21 protein-coding genes and 1 pseudogene are annotated in these 19,739 nt (G+C 36.0%); 15 read left to right on the plus strand and 7 right to left on the minus strand.

The features are described from left to right. Positions 1–48 precede the first annotated feature (48 nt). From ACIQZA_RS19240 to ACIQZA_RS19260, 5 genes are all read left to right on the plus strand, one after another. Complete coding sequence (locus tag ACIQZA_RS19240) at positions 49–573, plus strand: hypothetical protein (protein ID WP_255505026.1); 525 nt, start codon at positions 49–51, stop codon at positions 571–573. 132 nt (positions 574–705) lie between these two features. After that, positions 706–1,611, plus strand: coding sequence for an EamA family transporter RarD (gene rarD / locus ACIQZA_RS19245; protein WP_142507905.1), 906 nt, complete (start codon positions 706–708; stop codon positions 1,609–1,611). A 169-nt stretch (positions 1,612–1,780) separates the two neighbouring features. Continuing rightward, positions 1,781–1,948, plus strand: a complete 168-nt coding sequence (locus ACIQZA_RS19250) for a hypothetical protein (RefSeq protein WP_402883417.1) — start codon at positions 1,781–1,783, stop codon at positions 1,946–1,948. Between the two features lie 151 nt (positions 1,949–2,099). Beyond that, the gene (locus tag ACIQZA_RS19255) at positions 2,100–2,474 is read left to right on the plus strand and encodes a hypothetical protein (protein ID WP_402883415.1); all 375 of its coding nucleotides are present in this window, start codon (positions 2,100–2,102) and stop codon (positions 2,472–2,474) included. A gap of 727 nt (positions 2,475–3,201) precedes the next feature. Then, positions 3,202–5,106 carry an endonuclease MutS2 gene (locus ACIQZA_RS19260; protein WP_402883414.1) on the plus strand — a complete coding sequence of 635 codons (1,905 nt, stop codon included), beginning with the start codon at positions 3,202–3,204 and terminating at the stop codon, positions 5,104–5,106. Between the two features lie 49 nt (positions 5,107–5,155). Here ACIQZA_RS19260 and ACIQZA_RS19265 read toward each other — a convergent pair whose 3' ends face one another. After that, positions 5,156–6,409: a helix-turn-helix domain-containing protein gene (locus ACIQZA_RS19265; protein ID WP_400935781.1), complete on the minus strand. Its 1,254-nt coding sequence runs from the start codon at positions 6,407–6,409 to the stop codon at positions 5,156–5,158. A 137-nt stretch (positions 6,410–6,546) separates the two neighbouring features. Between ACIQZA_RS19265 and ACIQZA_RS19270 the strand changes: the two genes are divergently transcribed. Next, positions 6,547–7,836 (plus strand): MFS transporter, encoded by a 1,290-nt coding sequence (locus tag ACIQZA_RS19270; RefSeq protein WP_402883412.1) that lies wholly within the window; start codon positions 6,547–6,549, stop codon positions 7,834–7,836. Between the two features lie 142 nt (positions 7,837–7,978). On the opposite strand, the gene ACIQZA_RS19275 is transcribed toward ACIQZA_RS19270, so the two are convergent. The 4 genes from ACIQZA_RS19275 to ACIQZA_RS19290 all read right to left on the minus strand — a co-directional run bounded on the left by ACIQZA_RS19275 (position 7,979) and on the right by ACIQZA_RS19290 (position 11,893). Further along, positions 7,979–8,695, minus strand: a complete 717-nt coding sequence (locus tag ACIQZA_RS19275; protein ID WP_402883411.1) for a LutC/YkgG family protein — start codon at positions 8,693–8,695, stop codon at positions 7,979–7,981. Continuing rightward, positions 8,695–10,122, minus strand: coding sequence for a LutB/LldF family L-lactate oxidation iron-sulfur protein (locus ACIQZA_RS19280; RefSeq protein ID WP_402883409.1), 1,428 nt, complete (start codon positions 10,120–10,122; stop codon positions 8,695–8,697). Before ACIQZA_RS19280 ends, ACIQZA_RS19275 begins: the two co-directional genes overlap by 1 nt. 15 nt (positions 10,123–10,137) lie before the next feature. Beyond that, positions 10,138–10,854, minus strand: coding sequence for a (Fe-S)-binding protein (locus ACIQZA_RS19285; protein ID WP_402883408.1), 717 nt, complete (start codon positions 10,852–10,854; stop codon positions 10,138–10,140). 310 nt (positions 10,855–11,164) lie between these two features. Then, entirely contained in the window at positions 11,165–11,893 is a 729-nt protein-coding gene (locus tag ACIQZA_RS19290; RefSeq protein WP_400935771.1) for a FadR/GntR family transcriptional regulator, read from the minus strand. Between the two features lie 439 nt (positions 11,894–12,332). Between ACIQZA_RS19290 and ACIQZA_RS19295 the strand changes: the two genes are divergently transcribed. Genes ACIQZA_RS19295 through ACIQZA_RS19305 form a run of 3 tightly spaced genes read left to right on the plus strand, consistent with a single transcriptional unit; the run spans position 12,333 to position 13,985 of the window. Next, positions 12,333–13,043 (plus strand): cytochrome c biogenesis CcdA family protein, encoded by a 711-nt coding sequence (locus tag ACIQZA_RS19295; protein ID WP_400935769.1) that lies wholly within the window; start codon positions 12,333–12,335, stop codon positions 13,041–13,043. Between the two features lie 35 nt (positions 13,044–13,078). Continuing rightward, complete coding sequence (locus ACIQZA_RS19300) at positions 13,079–13,465, plus strand: response regulator (RefSeq protein WP_402883405.1); 387 nt, start codon at positions 13,079–13,081, stop codon at positions 13,463–13,465. 22 nt (positions 13,466–13,487) lie between these two features. Next, positions 13,488–13,985, plus strand: a complete 498-nt coding sequence (locus ACIQZA_RS19305) for a CcdC family protein (RefSeq protein WP_400935765.1) — start codon at positions 13,488–13,490, stop codon at positions 13,983–13,985. Positions 13,986–14,256: 271 nt separating this feature from the next. Here ACIQZA_RS19305 and ACIQZA_RS19310 read toward each other — a convergent pair whose 3' ends face one another. Beyond that, positions 14,257–14,685, minus strand: a complete 429-nt coding sequence (locus tag ACIQZA_RS19310) for a DUF2621 domain-containing protein (protein WP_400935896.1) — start codon at positions 14,683–14,685, stop codon at positions 14,257–14,259. A gap of 118 nt (positions 14,686–14,803) precedes the next feature. On the opposite strand from ACIQZA_RS19310, the gene ACIQZA_RS19315 reads away from it, so the two are divergent. From ACIQZA_RS19315 to ACIQZA_RS19335, 5 genes are all read left to right on the plus strand, one after another. Then, the gene (locus ACIQZA_RS19315; RefSeq protein ID WP_400935763.1) at positions 14,804–15,019 is read left to right on the plus strand and encodes a DUF1659 domain-containing protein; all 216 of its coding nucleotides are present in this window, start codon (positions 14,804–14,806) and stop codon (positions 15,017–15,019) included. 12 nt (positions 15,020–15,031) lie between these two features. Next, positions 15,032–15,256: a DUF2922 domain-containing protein gene (locus ACIQZA_RS19320; protein WP_400935761.1), complete on the plus strand. Its 225-nt coding sequence runs from the start codon at positions 15,032–15,034 to the stop codon at positions 15,254–15,256. A gap of 83 nt (positions 15,257–15,339) precedes the next feature. Beyond that, positions 15,340–15,462, plus strand: coding sequence for a YvrJ family protein (locus ACIQZA_RS19325; protein ID WP_082337366.1), 123 nt, complete (start codon positions 15,340–15,342; stop codon positions 15,460–15,462). Positions 15,463–15,566: 104 nt separating this feature from the next. Beyond that, complete coding sequence (locus ACIQZA_RS19330; protein WP_402883403.1) at positions 15,567–16,175, plus strand: SCO family protein; 609 nt, start codon at positions 15,567–15,569, stop codon at positions 16,173–16,175. A 164-nt stretch (positions 16,176–16,339) separates the two neighbouring features. Then, a complete protein-coding gene (locus tag ACIQZA_RS19335) occupies positions 16,340–16,876 on the plus strand; it encodes a DUF1572 family protein (protein WP_402883402.1) in 537 nt (178 codons plus the stop codon). Between the two features lie 47 nt (positions 16,877–16,923). Here ACIQZA_RS19335 and ACIQZA_RS19340 read toward each other — a convergent pair. Beyond that, a pseudogene (locus ACIQZA_RS19340) lies at positions 16,924–17,467 on the minus strand (delta-aminolevulinic acid dehydratase). Positions 17,468–17,932: 465 nt separating this feature from the next. Here ACIQZA_RS19340 and ACIQZA_RS19345 point away from each other — a divergent pair. Further along, positions 17,933–19,612 carry a methyl-accepting chemotaxis protein gene (locus tag ACIQZA_RS19345; protein WP_402883400.1) on the plus strand — a complete coding sequence of 560 codons (1,680 nt, stop codon included), beginning with the start codon at positions 17,933–17,935 and terminating at the stop codon, positions 19,610–19,612. Positions 19,613–19,739 lie beyond the last annotated feature (127 nt).

A 19,739-nucleotide genomic window follows, 5' to 3' on the forward strand; every position in this document is an offset into this window, starting at 1 on the left:
TCGATTACATAAAATAATCAATCATGGGGTTAAAAGAGGATGAGCAAAATGAATCCTACTTCATTATCATGTGAACGTTTAAAGGATGGAGCACTAGCAATCAATACGACAGAAAACCTAATGCTCGTGTTAAAAAGTCGCTACCATGAATTAATGCATATAGAAGAGCTGTACAATGCCATGAATATAGATTTAGATGAAAAGCACACTATTTTAGAGCAAGAGAGAAAAGTATTAAAGAAGAAAAATATTGAGCTTGTGGAAGACATGCAAAAAATAAAGCAGCGAAACGCCGTCTTACAAAAAAAGCTAACAGAATATAATTGTGTCGTAAATGAGCTAAAGGAGATTCGCCGACAAAATACAGAGCTATTAATTGAATTAAGTAAATATACTGCTCTGTCAAAGGAATCCCTGTCAGGTCCATTAAAATCTATGATTCGCGATATGCGAGAGCAGGGAGTTGGTATTAAAGAAATCCACATTCGCATAAAACGACAAATTAATCCTGATATTAGCTATAGTACGGTGCGCAAATATATTTCTGAGCTTGAATCTGAAATGAAAGAGTAACTTTGTTAATGTCAATTTATTAAAACTTGGCATTTACAGTTCCCAATCAAAGTCCTATAATTAGTCTATTCTTTAAAAGGTAATATTACGAAATGCCGTATAGATTTATATGGAGTAGGAGTGTTAGAGGCAATGTCAAATGAGAAAAAAGGGGTTTTGGCTGCATTTTTAGCCTATGCTTTTTGGGGTGCATTTCCGCTTTATTGGAAATTGCTTGAGCATGTCCCGAGTATGGAAATTTTATTATCGCGTGTCATTTGGTCCTTTGTCTTTACAGTACTAGCAGTAATAGTATTTGGAATGCGCAAAGATCTTATCGCAGACTTAAAATATTTGTGGTCACACCAAAAGCATTTTTGGCAGCTTGCAGGAGCTTCATTTGTTATTTCAATGAACTGGTATTTATATATTTGGGCAGTTACCCATAACCACTTAATTGAAACGAGCTTAGGCTATTATATTAATCCTTTACTGTCAGTTATTTTTGGGGTTATTTTCTTTAAAGAAGCACTTAGTCGTGCGCAATGGGCAGCTACCGGAATTGCCTTTATCGCAGTAATTATTTTAACGATTAATTATGGGTCAATCCCATGGGTAGCACTTCTTATTGCTTTATCCTTCGCCATTTACGGTGTACTGAAAAAGAAAATTAAGCTTGATGCGACAAGAGGTCTAGCCATCGAAACGTTATTTATTTTACCGTTTGCTTTAGGCTACTATATTTACCTTTTTACAACGAATCAAGCCTCATTTTTACATGTTGATGTGAAAACAGACATCCTCATGATTGTCAGTGGAATCGTGACAGCAGTGCCATTAATTTTATTTGCAAAAAGTGCACAAAATATTCCACTGTATTTATTAGGCTTTATTCAATACATATCGCCAACAATAGTATTAATTTTAGGAATTGTGCTTTATAAAGAACCGTTTAGTCAAATAGAACTATTAGCATTTAGCATTATTTGGGCAGCGTTACTATTATTTTCAGGCTCGAAAATCATTGAAACGAGAAGGGCTCATCAGAAATCTGCTTAAAAAAGGACTTGTAGAAATTTTCTACAGGTCCTTTTCTCATGGATTAATATATTTTGGGGGATTTTAAGAGGATCCTGCCAAACATTGCCATATAAAGATGAAATATTTGTATGGTAATATATTTTTGGTATTTTAAACTAGGAAATCATACAAATAAAAGGAGATTAAAATGAATCACCCATATAAAAAGTATGAAACCACAGAATTATGGCACATTATTTCCCAAGCTATAGGAGAACTAGTAGCTAATCAAGATATAGAAGAAATGACAAGTAGAGAATATATAGTTGGTTATCTTTGTGCAAAACTAAGTAAAGATGGCGCACAGAACGGATAGTTATATAGAAAAGAAATATTCAATGACGGCTTTAGTTATATTGCTGGGAAAGATACAGGGGGTATTCTAAATAAAAAATTTACCAAAAGATAAAGCATCAAGAGCGTATAATCGCATTGTCAAAAAAGCTAATCTATATGATGTTTTTTTTATGAAAAATAAAGCGATTAATATTATGACGAAGGCTTTGAAACTACCATTTACTCCTAGGGAAATATCAAGTGCCTATATTTATATTGGGCTAGTATACTCAGAATTAAAAATGTATAAAGAGGCTTCCCATAATTTTCATAAAGGAATGACTATCGTAGAGTGTGAAGAATTTCAATACAGCCCTCCTTTTAAAAAAATAATAAAAGTTTTTATTAAGAATGGTGACTTGGAAAAAGCAACTTTCTGGCTAGATAATTTAAATAATAGAATATGGTACGATAAAAAATTTAAAAAATTAGGTCATATTAGTTCTTATGTAAAGAAGGAAAAAATTTTTTGTATTAAAAGTAGAGCGGTAAAAAAGCTTAGGTAGGATAGTAGTACATAAAGATGAAGGCTTTGGTCAAGTGGGTCTATTATGGAGCACTTTGGTTAGATAAATTAGCTTATTAGGTTACTAAAATAATAATTTACCTATTGCTTGGAACAGTTTGCTTAATTGTTGGTTTGTCCATTTATAGTTAATCAGATTTCTTTTATTGTTAGACAAAAATATGCAACTTTACTTTTTTGTCAACATATAGTAATATAACGTCAATCAATTAGATAACAATGATGAATATTATAAATTAATGAGAGGTGCTTTTGATGAGTGCGGTAGGTTCTAAATAGGAACAACTTAATGAAATAAATGTAATGACGACAGGGGATTTATGTCATAAAAGTGACCCCTTATTTAGTCATGGATTTATTTCGATACCTATGAAGATACCTACAATACTTTATAAAGCGTGTAATGCTCTAAAAATACTTCTTTTAATAGCGGTTAGAGGAACTCCGTATAAAAACGCTGCGGCCTGTGGCAACGAAGGAGTGACCAACATCGTGTTTGGCCTAAAGCCTCCAAACGCAATTATGCCGAGGCATAATTGATTGAAGTTTTTTTCGCGATGCTTGTTTACACATGCCTTGTAATGTAAAAGCTGTGGGATCCCCACAGCTTTTTTCTCTTTTTTAATTGAATAAAAAATCATTGCTATCTATTGAGTAGGTATCTTCATGAATGATTATGGAAAAATCATAGTGAGGAGACATTAACAATGAATCATACTACTTTTGAGAAGTTACAATACAATGAATTGAAGGAAATCGTTAAATCATACTGTGTCAGTGGATTAGGTAAACAGTTATTAGATAAATTAACGCCGAGCCCAATTTTGACAGTTGTAAAAAATCGATTGAATGAAACGACAGAGGCACGAGCCATTTTAGATGCAGAAGGTCATGTCCCGTTTTTAGGGGTAACGAATATTGACAATACTATCAAAAAGCTTGAAAAGGGGATTATTTTAGACCCTAGTGAATTGGTTAGCATCTCAGATTTTTTAAGAGGGTGCAGAAAAATTAAAAAATTTATGCTGGAAAAGGAATTTTTTGCGCCAGTACTTGCATCCTATGCTAATTCGATGGCTGAATTTAAAAGTGTGGAAGAGGAGATTAATTTTGCGATTAAAGCCAATCGTGTTGATTCAGCTGCTAGTAGAGAATTAAAGCGTATCCGCAATCATATCGAGACAACAGAGGAAAAAATTAAAGACCGACTAACTAAATTTTTAAATAATAGTGCTAATAAAACATATATCCAGGAATTTTTTATCAGTAAAAAGGATGATCGATACACGATTCCCATTAAGGCTTCCTATAAAAATCATGTGCAAGGAACAATTGTAGAAATTTCATCTAAAGGTGCAACGGTCTTTATGGAGCCTAGTATAGTAGCAAAATTAAATGTGGAATTGGCTACTTTGAAAGCAGAGGAAGCGGTGGAGGAATATCAGATTTTGGCGACTTTATCTGGGCTCCTGATGGAAAATATTCGTGAAATCAATATCAACATGGAGTTAATTAGCCAATATGATATGGTGTTTGCCAAAGCCAAGTTTAGCAAGCACATTGGAGGAGCTGAACCGAGCTTAAATGATGTTGGCTATATTAAGCTCGTTAATTGTAAGCATCCATTGTTAACAGGTAAGGCGGTGCCACTTCATTTTGAAATTGGTAAAGACTATCGCAGCTTGATCATTACAGGACCGAATGCAGGTGGTAAAACCGTTGTTCTCAAAACGATTGGCTTGTTAACATTGGCTACAATGTCAGGCTTCCATATTGTTGCAGATAAAGGTACTGAAATAGCTGTGTTTGATCACATTTTTGTAGACATTGGTGACAATCAAAGTATTGAAAATGCACTTAGTACGTTTTCTTCCCATATGAAAAATCTTTCGGATATTATGAGAGCATCCAATAATAATACTCTCTTGTTATTTGATGAAATAGGGAGTGGGACGGAACCAAATGAAGGAGCAGCATTGGCGATTTCGATTTTAGAGGAGTTCTATCATATGGGCTGCATGACAGTAGCAACTACCCATTATGGAGAAATTAAGCGTTTCTCTGAAATGCATAGTGATTTTATGAATGCGGCTATGCGTTTTAATAGTGAAACTTTAGAACCGTTATATCAATTAGTCATCGGAACATCTGGAGAAAGTAATGCGCTATGGATTTCTAAGAAAATGAATATACGTGAAACCGTATTACAAAGAGCGAAGAGCTATATTGACAATAAGGATTATCATCTAAAACAAGTAAATGACAGTAAAATCAGGAAGCCTAAGATTGAGCAAGAGAGAACCAAAGCAAAGTATGATTTTAAAAAGGGAGATCGTGTAAAGCTGTTAGATCATGCTGACGTTGGAATCGTTTATCAAGAAATGGATAATTTCTATAATGTTGTCGTGTTCTATGAGGGAGAATTCGTAAAGATAAATGTTAAACGACTGGTATTAGAGCTACCGGCAACAGAATTATACCCAGAAGGATATGATTTAGAGACATTGTTTGTAGATTATAAAGAACGCAAGCTTCAGCATGATATAGAGCGTGGTTCGAAAAAAGCTCTTCGCAACATTCAGAAGGAAATGAAGAGAGATAAATCGAGCTAAAAGTCAAAAAGGGATTGCCATAAATTTTAAAATGTGCAATCCCTTTTATTTATTGAACCGAATTAATTTGTGCTTTAATTGAATAATAAGTTTCTTCGATTTTTTGTTTATAGGGTAGATCAATTAAATCCTGAGAATCGATATAGGCCATTTTGGCGATTTCGTAGGCAGTTGTTAACTCACCGAAATGTGCATAGCAAAGTGCTTTATAGGAAAAGGACTCATTTAAGCCTAATATATCAAATGGATGTTGGATGAATGAAGGGAGCTTTGTAAAATGTTCAAAAGCTTCCTTTGCTTCTTCATAACGACCTAGTAAATATAAGGATTTCCCCTTTTCAGAATAATATAGGTTTTCATCAAATTTAACAGATCCCAAATCCATAAGTGGACGAAAGCGCTCTATTTCTTCTAGTGCCTTTTCATAATCATGAGTGAAATTGTTATAGTAATGTGCTCGTAATGTGAAAATAAAAGCATCTACATCCACTTGTTCCGCAAAAACTCGATACTGTTCTAGCTTCTTGATCAAATGTTCTGCATGCTCAAAATCATTGTCAATCATGGCACAAAACGCTGCAATACGGTACATATCATCAATATAAGAGTAAAATTGATTTTTATGTGCATTGGCAATTGTCTCTTTAACGAGTTGTTTACCTGCTTCATGTTCCCCTATTGCTAATTGAAAAACACTAATAAAATAAGCCATTTTTCCAGCATCTCGTGAATCTAATTGATAATTTTCTTGTTCAGCTTCTTCTTTAGCTTGTAAGATACAGGAATAAGCCATTTTATAGTTTCGATCTTCCGTGAATATCGCGGACTGTAATCTATAAGTTTCAAACCAATGACTTAGTAAATTAATTTCTTTAAACATAAAGCGTGCTTGTTGAAGCGGTGATTCCCATGTCGTTAATCCCGCTTGATATTGAGCTACTGCATATATATAAAGTAAACGACCAGCTTCATAGCTAAGAGGAAGCTCTTCTACATAAGGCTTAATCATCTCTTTGATTTGTTGTAAATTTTCTGTATTATTACCTAGCTCTACTTCTGCATATAATATTTCCACCTGTTCTAAAAGGTGACGTATCGTAGAAGGGGCTATTTCTTCAAGTAATTCACTTGCTTTTACATGTAAACGCTCTGCAATATATTCTAGACTTTCCATCGAAGGCTTGGCCTTATCATTTTCAATTTGACTTAACATACCTTTTGTTAGACGATCACCAGCAAGTGCCTCTAATGTTAATTTTCGTTCCTTCCTTAATTTGCGAATTCGTGTGCCTAAAGAGTCCACTGCCTCGCCTCCTTTTAAAATATGTCCTTTGTTTAATTATATTAAACTTTTTGTTGCGTGGGAAGAGGGAGGTGTGTTATATTTTGTTTAATTAAATTAAACTTTTTAAAATAATTAAAAATATGGAGGGGTTTTAGATGAATGAAGCGCAAAAGTATAAAAAGGCGACGTACCATTTATGGACATTCACAACCAGTAAAATGATCTCGTTGTTAGGGTCACATGTATTGTCATTTGGGATAGGTTTATATATTTTGGCACTGACAGGGTCAGCGATGAGTTTTGCTACTACTATGATATGTTCCATTTTGCCTCGTGCATTAGTCGCGCCTCTGGCAGGGTATGTAGCTGATAATTATTCAAAGAAACGCACGATTTTATTAGCACAAGCAGGTACGATATTGACCGTTTCAGGGCTACTACTCTATACAGAAATGGTCGGTTTGTCGGTTTATGCTATTTATATAGCAACTGTATTTAATACAATATGCTCAGCCTTTTCAGGTGTAACATTTTCTTCCTCAATCGCTACACTAGTAAATCCAGAACGCCTACAGAAAGCAATGTCATTCAATCAAATGTCAGTGTCATTAGCAGCAATTGGTGGGCCAGTAATCGGTGGAATGATGTATGGATTTTTCTCTATGAAAGCCTTTTTGCTTGTACATATGGTGGCCTATGTAATTGCTTTTTGCTTAGAAGCGACAATGAATTTTACTCTCTATAGTAGAAGAGAACCTACTGTAGAAAAGGAAAAGATATGGGCTGGGCTTGCTAGTGGCTTTCGTTATATTAAGCAACAAAAAGTTGTTAAAACAATCATGTGGATTTCATTATGGATTAATTTGTTTTTCTCTGCCATCGTTGTAGGGGGGACCTATATTATTATTGAATTACTAAAAGTAAAATCAACGCATTTTGGTTTTATAGAGGCTTCGGGTGCAGTTGGTATGCTTGTAGCTTCCCTCGTTTTCGCAACACGTAAAGAGGTTAAGGCGCCACTACGTTTTTCTAAAATTAGCTTATTGCTGTTGGCTAGTAGTTTAGGACTGGCGGTTGTTCCATTAATAACGAATTTATCCTATCTAGCTATTGTAATCTTTTATATTGTAATCTACTTTATTTTCGCTATTTTTGAGATGGGGATCAACATGCCAATTATGGTTTATATGCAAAAGTTAATTTCAGAAGAATATCGTGGACGCGTATTGGGATTAATGGAAACAATGGCGATGTCAATGATGCCGATTGGTATGATCGTATACGGCATCTTGTACGATACATTCCCAGCAACGGTTATTTTACTTATCACGAGTGTCATTATCGTGACGATATCACTAGTTATGCTACGAACATCTGTTTTAAAAGAAGCACATCCAGAGTTTTATGAACAAAAGAAGATAGTAACTGAGAGTGTAGCAAATTAATGTAACATAGAAATGCACAGTTTAATCGGTGATTAGTGAAAGTTTATTAGCGATTAACTATCCATCAACGAAATACTATTGCAACTGCAACAGATAAAACCAGGCATTTCTTCAATGTTGAAGTATGCCTGGTTGATCGGTTTTACTGATCTTCAATCACAATATAAGTAGCTTTAATTGGTCCATGTACACCAACGATTAGAATCATTTCGATATCCGCAGAATTACTTGGTCCTGTTATAAAGTTGATGCAAGAGGCAATTTGCTTGCCACGTCTGACTTTTTCATGAATAAAGCGGGCTGCTTGCGTCATGCGTGGTACAATAGTACTTTTAGGAATTAAAATAATAGACTTCTTTGGTAAAAAGCTAACGGATCTACCTTTATCCTTATCACTAAAAAGTACTGCAGTTCCCGATTCTGCTAATGTAATTTCACTTATCGTAATGCCAATGTTAGCTTTTTCAGCTTGTCGAATATTTTCCTGTGGCTGCTCAGAATTCCATTCGTACAGTTGAATCTTTTCTTGAGGCCATTGCTCAGTCATTAATGTTCCTAGGCCATAGTTTTGGAAACGCTCATCTTTCCATGTTATAACAGATTGACCTCCATAATTTTCAACTATTTTTTGTAAATCTGCAGGAAGATTAGCTGTATTTGTAATGACAATATCCGTATGAATATTTTTGCATTGTTCAACTAAAACCTCTAGTAACTCATCTTGTGTAGCATCATTTAGGACACGATCTTGAGGGTTATATTGCCATGTAGGCCGTACGATTTCTGTTTTTGGTGCACGTCCAAGCTGTCTTGCAATTTTCGTTAAAAATACATCTCTATTTTCAATTGTACCTGTCATTATTCATCGCCTCCTTTTTGTCGGTGTTTAAACCAGTCACGGAAATTATCTTTATTGGGGGCTGGAAAATCCCTTGCTTCCGTCCATGCTTTTAGTGGACCTGGTCCATTAGAAATTTTCTGATCTCTTGTAAATGGAGCCATCACTGGTGAAGCCATTTTTGTCGCCATTTTATATAGGGCAGGGGAGGAAGCACCTAGACCAAAGGCCTTCATTAATAACTTTTCCGATACAGGTGCCTTTCCTTCGTTTTCGACAATTACTTGACGATGTCTATGAATAAGCTGATGTAATGGTATTTTGACAGGACAAGCATCTGTGCAGGCACCGCATAATGTGGAGGCATATGGCAACTCTTTAAAATCCTCATAGCCACCTAATAATGGTGAAAGAACGACACCTACTGGCCCAGAATAAATAGATCCATAAGCATGACCGCCAACATGTCGATAAACAGGACATGCGTTAACACAAGCTGCACAGCGTATACATTGTAAAATAGGCTGGAATTCACTGCCTAAAATATCAGCACGTCCATTATCAACAATGACTAAATGGAATTCCTCTGGTCCATCTGTGTCACCTTCATCTTTGATTCCCGTTAATGTGGTAATATAGCTTGTTAGCTTTTGCCCAACCGCGCTTCTTGTTAATAAGCTTACTAGTACTTCCATCTCTTCAAATGTAGGCACAATTCTTTCCATTCCCATTACCGTAATTTGTGTTTTCGGCAAGGCTGTTACTAAATCTGCGTTTCCTTCATTTGTCACGAGTGTAATCGAGCCGCTCTCCGCAATAGCAAAGTTACAGCCTGTAATGCCAATGTCTGCTGTTAAATAATCATTTCTTAATTTTTCACGTACATATAGAGCTAGCTCTTCAGGCTTTTCGGTTTTCTCATAACCTTGTTTTTCTTTAAAAATGTCACGAATCTGTTCCTTATTTTTATGCAAAGCTGGAGCAATGATATGAGAGGGTGGCTCATGATCATCTACTTGTAAAATGTACTCTCCAAGATCAGTTTCAATGACCTCACACCCGAGCTTTTCTAAAGCGGCGTTTAAATCAATTTCCTCTGTCACCATAGATTTTGATTTTACAATTTTAGCAGCATTCTTCTTTTTCGCGATACTTTCAATATAGTTTGTCGCTTCTTTCGCTGTTTGCGCAAAGTAAATATGTCCACCTCTTTTAGAGACGTTTTCACTTAGCTGATATAAGTAATAATCTAAGTTCGCCAGCACATGCTTTCGAATTTCTTCGCCGTGAGAGCGCCATTCCTCCCAATGACCGAGCTCATCAGCTTGTTGTAGCCGATGTGTTTGTAAGCGCTCCTGTGCGCTTGATACAGCTCCGCGCATAAACATATTTTCTAATTCTTTCGTTACACGATGATTAAAGCGTTCATCACTTGTTTTCATGGACATTTCTTTTACCCCCTCTTAGTGACAATTTAATACTTCCGCAATATGCATGACTTTAATAGGCTTACCTTGTCGATTAATTCGACCACCAATATTGATTAAGCAGCCAGCATCTGCACCGATTAAAATGTCTGCCCCCGTTTCTTCAACATTTTGTACTTTCTCATTGACCATTTCTCCAGAAATATTGCCCATTTTTACTGAAAATGTTCCGCCAAACCCACAGCATCTTTCTTTTCCTGGGAGTTCTACATACTTTAAGCCTTTTACTTGATTTAATAGTTTAAACGGTGCATCTGTAACACCGAGTAGACGTGTCATATGACAGGAGGTATGATAAGTAGCCTTGCCCTCTAAATGTGCTCCTACATCCTCGACCTTTAATATATCTACAATAAACTCAGTAAATTCATATGTTTTATCTGCCAATGCTTGCGCTTTTGGCTCCCAAACTGGATCTCCCTTAAACACCTTTGGGTATTCCTTAAACATATAAGCGCAGGAACCAGAAGGGGAGACAACAAATTGGGCATGTTCAAAGGTGGTAATCATTTTTTTCATAGCATTTTTAGAGTCTTTTACGTAGCCACTATTATAGGCAGGTTGTCCACAGCAAATTTGATTTTCAGGAAAATCTAGGTCACAGCCAAGCCTTTCTAGAACTTCCACAACAGCTTTTCCTACATCACCTTGAAACATATCAACTAAACAAGTCGCAAAAAGTGTTACTTTCATGAAAATCGCTCCTTTTTGTCTCTATTATTCTCTAAATAACTAATCAACAGGTCATCTGATGACTTAGTGAATAAATATATTGTTTTTATAATACTACAACTGTTCAGATGAATAAAAGGTGTTTATTATTAATTTTCGAAAAATTCGAAGAAACTGGGACAAACTAAAATGGTTCCTTCGTAAGACCGAATAATCTCTAAATTAACAAAACACGATAACTAGAAAAACCGAACTATTCCGAAACACTTCATGGGCGTTTCATTGGATAGTTCGGTATTTTTGTTGGCTGAAACGCTTTTGTCTCATCTTCTTATTTCATAGATTTAGTTGTTTCAAAATATTGCATTAAGACCTTTTCCACATTACTTAAATGTGAAGCCATAGCATGTTTTGCAAGCTCTTCATTTTGCTGTTTAATCGCGAGGAAGATTTGCATATGTTCATCATACAGCTTTTCGCTCGTAATTTTTTTAGAGTACAACCAAATTCGACGTGTCTCTTTCATCGTTGCGATCATTAAAGCTGAAACCTGGTCCAATATAGTTGTAAGTAGGGGGTTTTGAGACGCTGCAGAAATGGCCGCGTGAAATTGAAAATCCACTTTTTCTCCTAGCTCTTCATCTCCTTGTACTCGTTTCATCTCATCCAAAATTTGCATCATTGACTGTATGTCTTCTTCTGTTCGATGAATAGCTGCGCTAGCTGCAGTGCCTACTTCGATAATTTTACGTACTTCTAACAAATGTGAGATATCTTGCTTATTTGTTAAAATGGCGGTTGATAAGGGGAAATCGAGTTGATTGGATTGATTACTTTTAACAAATGTACCTGAGCCTTGTTTAATTTCAATAAGCCCCATCGCTTTTAAAGCGGAAAGAGCTTCCCGAATGGCAGATCTGCTTACTTGTAATTGTTCAGCAAGTTGTTCTACTGAATCAAGTCGGTCACCAGGCTTCAGTTCGCCAGTTCTAATTTTTTCATAGAGGATTTCAGATACTTCTTCATATATTTTTTTTGGTTTAATTTTTCTTAATTCCAAGGACTACACCTCATTTATCGCTATCAATTGCTCTATTGTTTTTTAATTATACATGAAGAAAGTTAATTTACGAACTATTAACAGTAAATAAAAAAGGGTACTACAACTCTGCAAGCGGCAGGTAACGGCGGCTTTACAACAGCCCAGCAAAAGCTCTGTTGCTAGTGTCTTTTGATATGCTCAAAGAGACAAAATTTGAAGTGTAGAATTATGGCGAATTTTGTTGACAGATAATATAAGGGGAGCGCATAATGCAAAAGTACATTAGCAAATACACGTTGATTTAATAAGGTCTAAAAATTAAATTTGTATGATAATATGATGGAACTTCACTTTTTCAACACCTTTTTGCCATGAAACGTTCACAAACAGGAAGGGCGCAATTTACAGTGATTTTTGGTACGATGGAAACAGTAACTGTAAGGAGCGAGTGAAAAATATGGAAACTGATATTAACGTATTTTTAGCTTTAGGTGCAGGGTTTTTAAGCTTTATTTCACCATGTACCCTACCGCTGTATCCAGCATTTTTATCATACATAACAGGTATGTCGTTAGACGAGCTAAAATCGGAACGAGGTATGATGCAAAAGCGTGCAGTTTTGCATACCCTCTTCTTTTTACTAGGATTTTCAATTATCTTTATTATGATTGGACTAGGAACATCATTAGCCGCCAAGTTCTTCCTTAATTATCACACATTATTACGTCAGGTTGGTGCCATCTTAATCGTTGTATTTGGTTTAATGATTGTGGGATTACTACAAATTGACTTTTTAATGAAGGATCGAAAATTCCAATTTAAAAACCGACCTTCTGGTTATTTGGGATCAGTATTAATCGGAATAGCATTTGCGGCTGGTTGGACGCCTTGTACAGGTCCAATTTTAGCATCGATTATTACATTAGCTGGTGCAAATCCAAGCGCAGGCATTAGCTATATGTTAGCTTATTATTTAGGCTTTGCGATTCCGTTTTTCGTGTTATCTTTCTTTATAGCACGTATGACTTGGATTCGTACACATAGCCAAAAAATTGTGAAAATCGGCGGTTATATTATGATTGTCGTTGGTGTAATGTTATTCTTCGACGGTTTAACGTATTTAACACGCATTTTACAGCCTATTTTTGGTGGATTTACAGGCTTCTAATCTGCTAAACTAAAGAAGCCATACTGTACTATAACGTGGAGGGAGATGAACATGTGCCTACAGTTTTAGTAGTGGATGATACGCTCTTTATGCGTGTTGCAATCAGTAATATGTTTTCTGAATGGGGTTATGAGGTAGTCGGCAATGCAGGAAATGGTAAAGAAGCTGTGGCGATGTATCGTGAGTTACAACCAGATCTAATAACGATGGATGTAACGATGCCCGTTATGACAGGTATAGAAGCAGTAAAAGAAATCATCCCCGAATTTCCAGATGCAAAAATAATTATGATTACAGCTTTAGGACAACAGAAGTTAATCGTGGAAGCAATTGAAAGTGGCGCAAAGGATTTTATGACAAAACCTTTCGAGCCAGAAAGATTAAAGGCTGTAGTTGATCAATTACTTGGACAAAATTGTTAATGACATTGGAGGAGGAAATTTTATGTTTGACAATATCCCTTCTCAATATTATGTAATAGGTTCAACCATAATGGCCATTTTTATGGGTACCTTTGTCATGGTTATTCGTATGCGAGCATCTAAGAAACCGACAAATGAGAAGAAAATTATCATTCCACCTATTGCAATGTCTTCAGGTGCGTTAATGTTTTTATTTGAACAATTTCGAGTACCACCTATGCAAATCCTTGAAGCGACAGCAGTCGGAATGGTGTTCTCAACAATCTTAATTGCCACTTCTAAATTTGAAGTAAAAGGCCAAGATATTTATTTAAAGCGTTCAAAAGCATTCGTTTTTATATTAATCGGACTATTAGTATTCCGTGTAATTGCAAAAATGATATTAAGTAGCTCCATTGACGTTGGTGAGTTAGCAGGAATGTTTTGGATTTTAGCGTTCGCTATGTTACTTCCTTGGCGAATCGCAATGCTTATTCAATTTATTAAAATCAAAAAAACAATTCCGCTAAAGAATATTTAATGGGAAGACTACACTAGAGATTTCATCTAGTGTAGTTTTTTTGTTGCGCGCAGTTTGGCTGATGGATAGAGCAATTCGAGCGATTGAGAGGCTTGGCAAAGCGACAGAAAGCGTCGTTCGAATGACGAAAAGAAAGACAAAGGCGACGGAAAAAAAGTGAGGGTAAGAACTCAGAGTGATGGATTGACTCCCCCTGTACTAGCAGAGAATATATGATGAAACTTATCTAAGGTCAGTAAAAACGCTGCACAAATCATTGTGCAGCGTACCATTAATCAAACAAATGTTCATATGGAGCGATGTCAATTTGCATTTCATCTAACTTTTTACGTAAAAATTTATGGTCGCGCTTTGGCGTTGCTTGGATATAGCCACGAATAATTAAATCTTGGTCAATGGCAGGTGCTTTTTCTTCTATAGCTAGTTCGCCAATTTTCCCTGCAATTTTTTCCTTTGCTACTTGTCGAAATAGCTCAGGTACAGGGCTTACAAGTTCATATAAAAGCTCCTTCTCAGGTTGTCCCCATAAATGAATCGTTTTATCTAAATAATACTCTTGCCAATCTAAATCAGATTTACCGTCCTGTTTCGGTAATGCCTTTAAAAATTTGCGGAACATGAAAAATCCGCCTATCGCCATAAACGAAATAAGCACAACTACCCAAAATAGGATAAACCATAAAAACCAACCAGTTAACAAATCGTTCACCTCTTTGCCTTCTCTTACTCTATTATAAAAGCTTGCAGAAAAAAATCCATCCTAAATGTCCCTTTTTTAGCAATAAGTCAGTATATATTGTGTAAAGGAGGTGACGCTCATGGCAAAAGTCAATTTCATAGGTGCTACATTGCGCTTGAAGTATATCACTGGACAGAATGCACAAAACGAGCCCGTGTTTACAATTAAATCGTACCGCAATTTAAACGGCTCGCATACAGCAGAGGATTTAGTAGACGTAGCAAAGGCCATTGCAAGTCTATCTTCACACGCACTAGATAGCATTGTAAAACAAGAAACTACAGACTTATCCTAAGGGGGGAAAGCAATGACACAAGTTTTAGAGCTGCAATTCGAGACAGCAGCAGGGAAAACGACAACGATTGCGATTGATACACCGAAGCCAAATTTAACAGCGGAGGAAATTCAACAGGTCATGCAAACGATTATCGTTAAAAATGTTTTTGATAGACAAGCTAGTGCTTTGGTGGCAATGACTGGGGCTCGCATCGTTGATCGACAAGTAAGAGAATTTGAATTAGGGATCGAATAGTCATGAAATGGTCTTTGCGGAATTTTCTGCAAGGACCATTTTAGCAATAGAATTTATTATAAGCTTAGTAAAGGAGGGGCCACATGGAACAGTGGTTAAACATGATATCGGATATCGGTTTTCCTATCTTAGTGTCGTTTTATTTACTACATCGAGTAGAAGTTAAATTAGATGCAATTCATGATGCACTTGTTTCCTTAAAGTGAAATCGATTTCACAAAGATGTACGAAAGCTGTCACTTGAGTGTCCTTGCCAATATTTACATCGTACGATAGGATGGGGATAGTGTTAGTAGGGAGCGTGTTAAAGATGAGAAATAAAATAATTGGGCTTGTTCTACTTTTTGCATTAGCTGCAGTGCTGAGTGCGTGTGGAAATACAAAATTTAAAGCAGATTATAGCTTGGAGTTACCGGATTTTGAACATATCAATCAACGCGGAGAAAAAATTTCTTTAGAGAGTTTAAAAGGGAAACCATGGATTGGTATGTATATTTTCACAAATTGTACATCAATTTGTCCACCAATGACCTTTAATATGACGCAAGTTCAAGAAAAGCTGAAGAAAAAAGGTGTGGAAGATTATAATATTGTTGCGTTTTCAATTGATCCTGATGTAGATAAGCCTGAAATATTAGCTAATTATTTAGGCAAATATAATGTTTCGGATGAATCAAAATGGAATCTTCTTACTGGATATTCACAAAAATATATCGAGCAGTTCGCTATAAAATCAACTAAAATATGGGTGAAAGATGATCCTAAGAGCGATCAAGTGATACACGGAAATCAATTTTTCTTAGTAGATAAAGATGGCAAAATCGTAAAAATGTATTCTGGATTTGCAGATAATGCCGAGGATGTCCCTATTGACACAATTGCATCAGATATAGAAACATATATTGATGAAAATTTATAATGGATAGAAGGAAACCGTCTCAATAGTATGAAGAGACGGTTTTTTTGGTTCAAATTTAAACCTTTATAACTTTAGCCTCGTTTATAGTGTAGAATGAGGGAAAGATTTTGTTTGATATAAAATATTTATAGCAGCTAATGGACATACAAAGGGGGCGTTCATGAATGAGCATGGGGCAGACTTACTTAAACGTTGTTCAGAAAAGATTTAAAAGTGTGAAAGAACAAGGTGATAAAACACTCTTACAATTGGATAATGAACAACTGCATTGGGCTTTTAATGAAGAATCCAATAGTATTGCCGTTATCATAAAACATGTTAGCGGTAATATGATATCGAGATGGACTGACTTTCTAACGACAGATGGTGAGAAAGAAACGAGAAATCGTGACGATGAATTTAACGATAGCCTTCAGACAAAAGAAGAGATTATGATGGTATGGGAAAAGGGCTGGCAAGTATTTTTAGATGCTTTACTAGGATTAAAGGAAACTGATTTACAAAGGTTTATAACGATAAGAGGAGAACGGCATTCCGTGATAGACGCTATCGAAAGACAAATGTCCCACTATTCACAACATGTCGGTCAAATCGTTTACATCGCTAAACAACTAAAGGGCTCTGATTGGCAAACATTAAGTATTCCAAAGGGGCAATCTCAGATTTTTACAGAGTCTATGGTAAAAAAACATCAACGATAATTAAGAAAATCGTAGCATAGGCTACGATTTTTTTTCGGATTTATCTTCTATGCAAAATAAAGCTGATACTTTGAAGTTTCCTCGTCAATCGATTTTGCGAGTTCTATGGCTTCCTGCTGTGTTCGCTTATTGGCGATGATTTCGTACATAAATCTTATAAGAAACATTAAATTTGCATTCCCATCTATATAATCATTCGGGCCTAAATATGAATGGCAACCACTTTTTAAAAATGCATTTGCTAGCTGTTTTTCACCTAGAGTACAGCCAGAGGCAATAACTTTAATTTACAATAATTCGAGATCTCTTGAGGACCGAAAAGTTCACCTCTAGGTTTATTTAACACATAAATTTCTGGGCCTAGCTCTGGCATGCAAAAGCGTCCTTCATCCCGTGAAAGTTTAAAATTAAATAATCTATTTGATCATTCAAATTTTCTCCTGATAAAACATCAATAAAATCATTTGGTCTTCCTATTAAATGAAGTGTTACTCGAACACCAAATGACTCAAGTACTGAGCGTAATGCAAGAGATTCGATATCACAATTAGAGCCTACTACTAAACTCACATACAAATCTGGCTTACTCATTTTCTATTATTATAGTATACCTAAAATTAGGTATTTGGACCAATTAGATTAGCAGAAGCGTAGTGAATGTTTTTTCTTAAAACCGGTAGAATAGGATATTTTCAAAAATATTGATCAGTTCCATAACGAGGGGGTGACTTCCGTTACGACTGGTAGCTTTGTGCTGACGCTTCGCTTTCGCGCAGAAAAAACGTTTGTTGCTGACGCGCAGAGCAAAGCATCCTGGGGGCGCCCGATGAAATGGTAACTCAAATTTTAGTGGGTGCTAAAAACCCCCATAAATAGAGGCGTGCTTTGAAGCTGCTGTTTAGAATTTAGAGAAGTCAAGACATTTGGTGATATGTTTTATTTTTGTAAAATTTTTGTGTTATTTTATGATAAAAGACGCACTTATTATATGGAGATAGGTAAATTTAGTCTATACTTTAAGTGGATTAACGTTTAGAGGGGAATAGAGGGAGTCGTATGAAATCAACGGTAGAACGAAAACTGCAATTTTCTTTTGGTATAGTTTTAGTCTTTCTGTTACTAATTACTAGTATTGCCATATATTTTTTAAATGATAATAAACAAACACTTGTGGAAATCGAAAAAAAGACGGAATTAATCAATTTGTATAATGATATTTCCTTCCAAACGGTTCGGGCAAACGCCGCTATTCGGGGGTATATATTATATGGTAAAGAAGACATGCTCAATAATCATCTCGAAATAAGAGATACTTTACATAAATCTATTCATCGTCTTGAAGAACTCGGACATAAAAATAAGGACTTTGAACAGTTTTTAAGGCAGTTAGAGGAATGGGAAAAGCCAATAGATGAACAAATTGTACCGCTTTTTCAAAGTGGGGAAAAACTGCAAGCACAGCAGTTGGCATTACCGATTTTAGGAAAAGGCTCTCTAAAGCTTGTTGAGTTTGGAAAAACGATGGCAACGGCCCAGCAGGACGAAATGCAGGCGCGTATAGAGGCTACAAAGCAAAAAGGCGACAACAGTGGCAAAGAAATTGCCATATTAGCAATTGTTTCCTTGCTTATAAGCATTATTATTGCGACAGCTTTTGGTCGTAGAGTCGCTAAAAATATTCAACAAACTGTAGTAGAAATGGACAAATTCTCAAATGGCAATTTACAAACGCACCTGCAATTTAAATCAAAAGATGAGTTTGCGCAGCTGGCAGCTTCGTTTAATTCGATGTCAGAAAAGCTTAGTCATACTATGAAGCATGTCGCTAATTCATCTGAACAAGTAGCAGCAACTTCCGAGCAGCTCACAGCGAGTAGTATGGAAGTGACACAGGCAACAGAAGTTGTCTCAGAATCGATTCAAGATATTGCCCATGGTATTGAAGAACAGGATACATTGACAGGTGATGTACGTAACTTATCCTCCCATATTTTTAAAAAAATGAATGACATATCAACGAGTATTGATCATGTGAACGATGCAACAGTAGAAACTAAAAATATGGCTAGCATAGGACGTTCCTCAGTTCGTAATGTCATTGAACAGATGAATGAAATTGCGGAAAATACAGCAGAGCTAAGTACACGTGTTAAAGACTTAGATGAAAATACTGCAGCAATCGTCTCAGCAGTCAATGTTATTAAAAATATAGCTACCCAAACAAATCTATTGGCTATCAACGCCTCTATAGAAGCAGCACGAAGCGGTGAGCATGGCAAGGGTTTTGCCGTAGTGGCAGAAGAGGTGCGAAAGCTAGCAGATGAATCGAATTTAGCAGCAGTAGATATTGAAAAGGTTGTTGTGCAAATTACTGAGGATACAAGAATAATCGAGGAAGACATGATCAATAGTAATGATTCTGTAAAAGTCGGTCGTGAAAAAGTAAATGTGGCAAGAGATAATTTCATGCAAATTGACAATGCCATTAATGATGTGCAAGCACAAACCGAATCAGTTACAGCAGCTATTCGAATGATCCATCAAGATATCGAAAAACTTGTAAAAGAAATCGACTACATTAGCGAAGTATCTATGAAATCAAGTAGCAATGTTCAAAATGTTGCGGCATCCTCTGAGGAACAAAATGCAGCAATGGAAGAAGTAGCAGCGGCCTCTACACATTTGGCAAAAATGGCGGTTGACCTACAAGAATCGATTCAAGCATTTAAATACTAACAACAATAGCCCCTATGTATCATAGTTAAAACGTGATACATAGGGGTTTTGTGTTTCACTACATATTGAAGTTGTGTCAAGAATAGAAGAATTTATGTTAAGAAAATCAAAAAAATGAAAAAAGGGG

Origin of the sequence: Lysinibacillus sp. NPDC096382 (genome assembly GCF_044762845.1) — a bacterium.
In the GTDB taxonomy this organism is placed as follows: domain Bacteria; phylum Bacillota; class Bacilli; order Bacillales_A; family Planococcaceae; genus Lysinibacillus.

Bases quoted from the DNA above. Each gene is read 5' to 3' on its own strand.
- ACIQZA_RS19315 (WP_400935763.1), top strand. From the start codon at position 14,804: ATGGCAAAAGTCAATTTCATAGGTGCTACATTGCGCTTGAAGTATATC.
- ACIQZA_RS19345 (WP_402883400.1), top strand. From the start codon at position 17,933: ATGAAATCAACGGTAGAACGAAAACTGCAATTTTCTTTTGGTATAGTT.
- ACIQZA_RS19330 (WP_402883403.1), top strand. From the start codon at position 15,567: ATGAGAAATAAAATAATTGGGCTTGTTCTACTTTTTGCATTAGCTGCA.
- ACIQZA_RS19295 (WP_400935769.1), top strand. From the start codon at position 12,333: ATGGAAACTGATATTAACGTATTTTTAGCTTTAGGTGCAGGGTTTTTA.
- ACIQZA_RS19335 (WP_402883402.1), top strand. From the start codon at position 16,340: ATGAGCATGGGGCAGACTTACTTAAACGTTGTTCAGAAAAGATTTAAA.
- rarD (WP_142507905.1), top strand. From the start codon at position 706: ATGTCAAATGAGAAAAAAGGGGTTTTGGCTGCATTTTTAGCCTATGCT.
- ACIQZA_RS19325 (WP_082337366.1), top strand. From the start codon at position 15,340: ATGGAACAGTGGTTAAACATGATATCGGATATCGGTTTTCCTATCTTA.
- ACIQZA_RS19285 (WP_402883408.1), bottom strand. From the start codon at position 10,854: ATGAAAGTAACACTTTTTGCGACTTGTTTAGTTGATATGTTTCAAGGT.
- ACIQZA_RS19320 (WP_400935761.1), top strand. From the start codon at position 15,032: ATGACACAAGTTTTAGAGCTGCAATTCGAGACAGCAGCAGGGAAAACG.
- ACIQZA_RS19260 (WP_402883414.1), top strand. From the start codon at position 3,202: ATGAATCATACTACTTTTGAGAAGTTACAATACAATGAATTGAAGGAA.
- ACIQZA_RS19240 (WP_255505026.1), top strand. From the start codon at position 49: ATGAATCCTACTTCATTATCATGTGAACGTTTAAAGGATGGAGCACTA.
- ACIQZA_RS19305 (WP_400935765.1), top strand. From the start codon at position 13,488: ATGTTTGACAATATCCCTTCTCAATATTATGTAATAGGTTCAACCATA.
- ACIQZA_RS19270 (WP_402883412.1), top strand. From the start codon at position 6,547: ATGAATGAAGCGCAAAAGTATAAAAAGGCGACGTACCATTTATGGACA.
- ACIQZA_RS19280 (WP_402883409.1), bottom strand. From the start codon at position 10,122: ATGTCCATGAAAACAAGTGATGAACGCTTTAATCATCGTGTAACGAAA.
- ACIQZA_RS19255 (WP_402883415.1), top strand. From the start codon at position 2,100: ATGAAAAATAAAGCGATTAATATTATGACGAAGGCTTTGAAACTACCA.
- ACIQZA_RS19275 (WP_402883411.1), bottom strand. From the start codon at position 8,695: ATGACAGGTACAATTGAAAATAGAGATGTATTTTTAACGAAAATTGCA.
- ACIQZA_RS19250 (WP_402883417.1), top strand. From the start codon at position 1,781: ATGAATCACCCATATAAAAAGTATGAAACCACAGAATTATGGCACATT.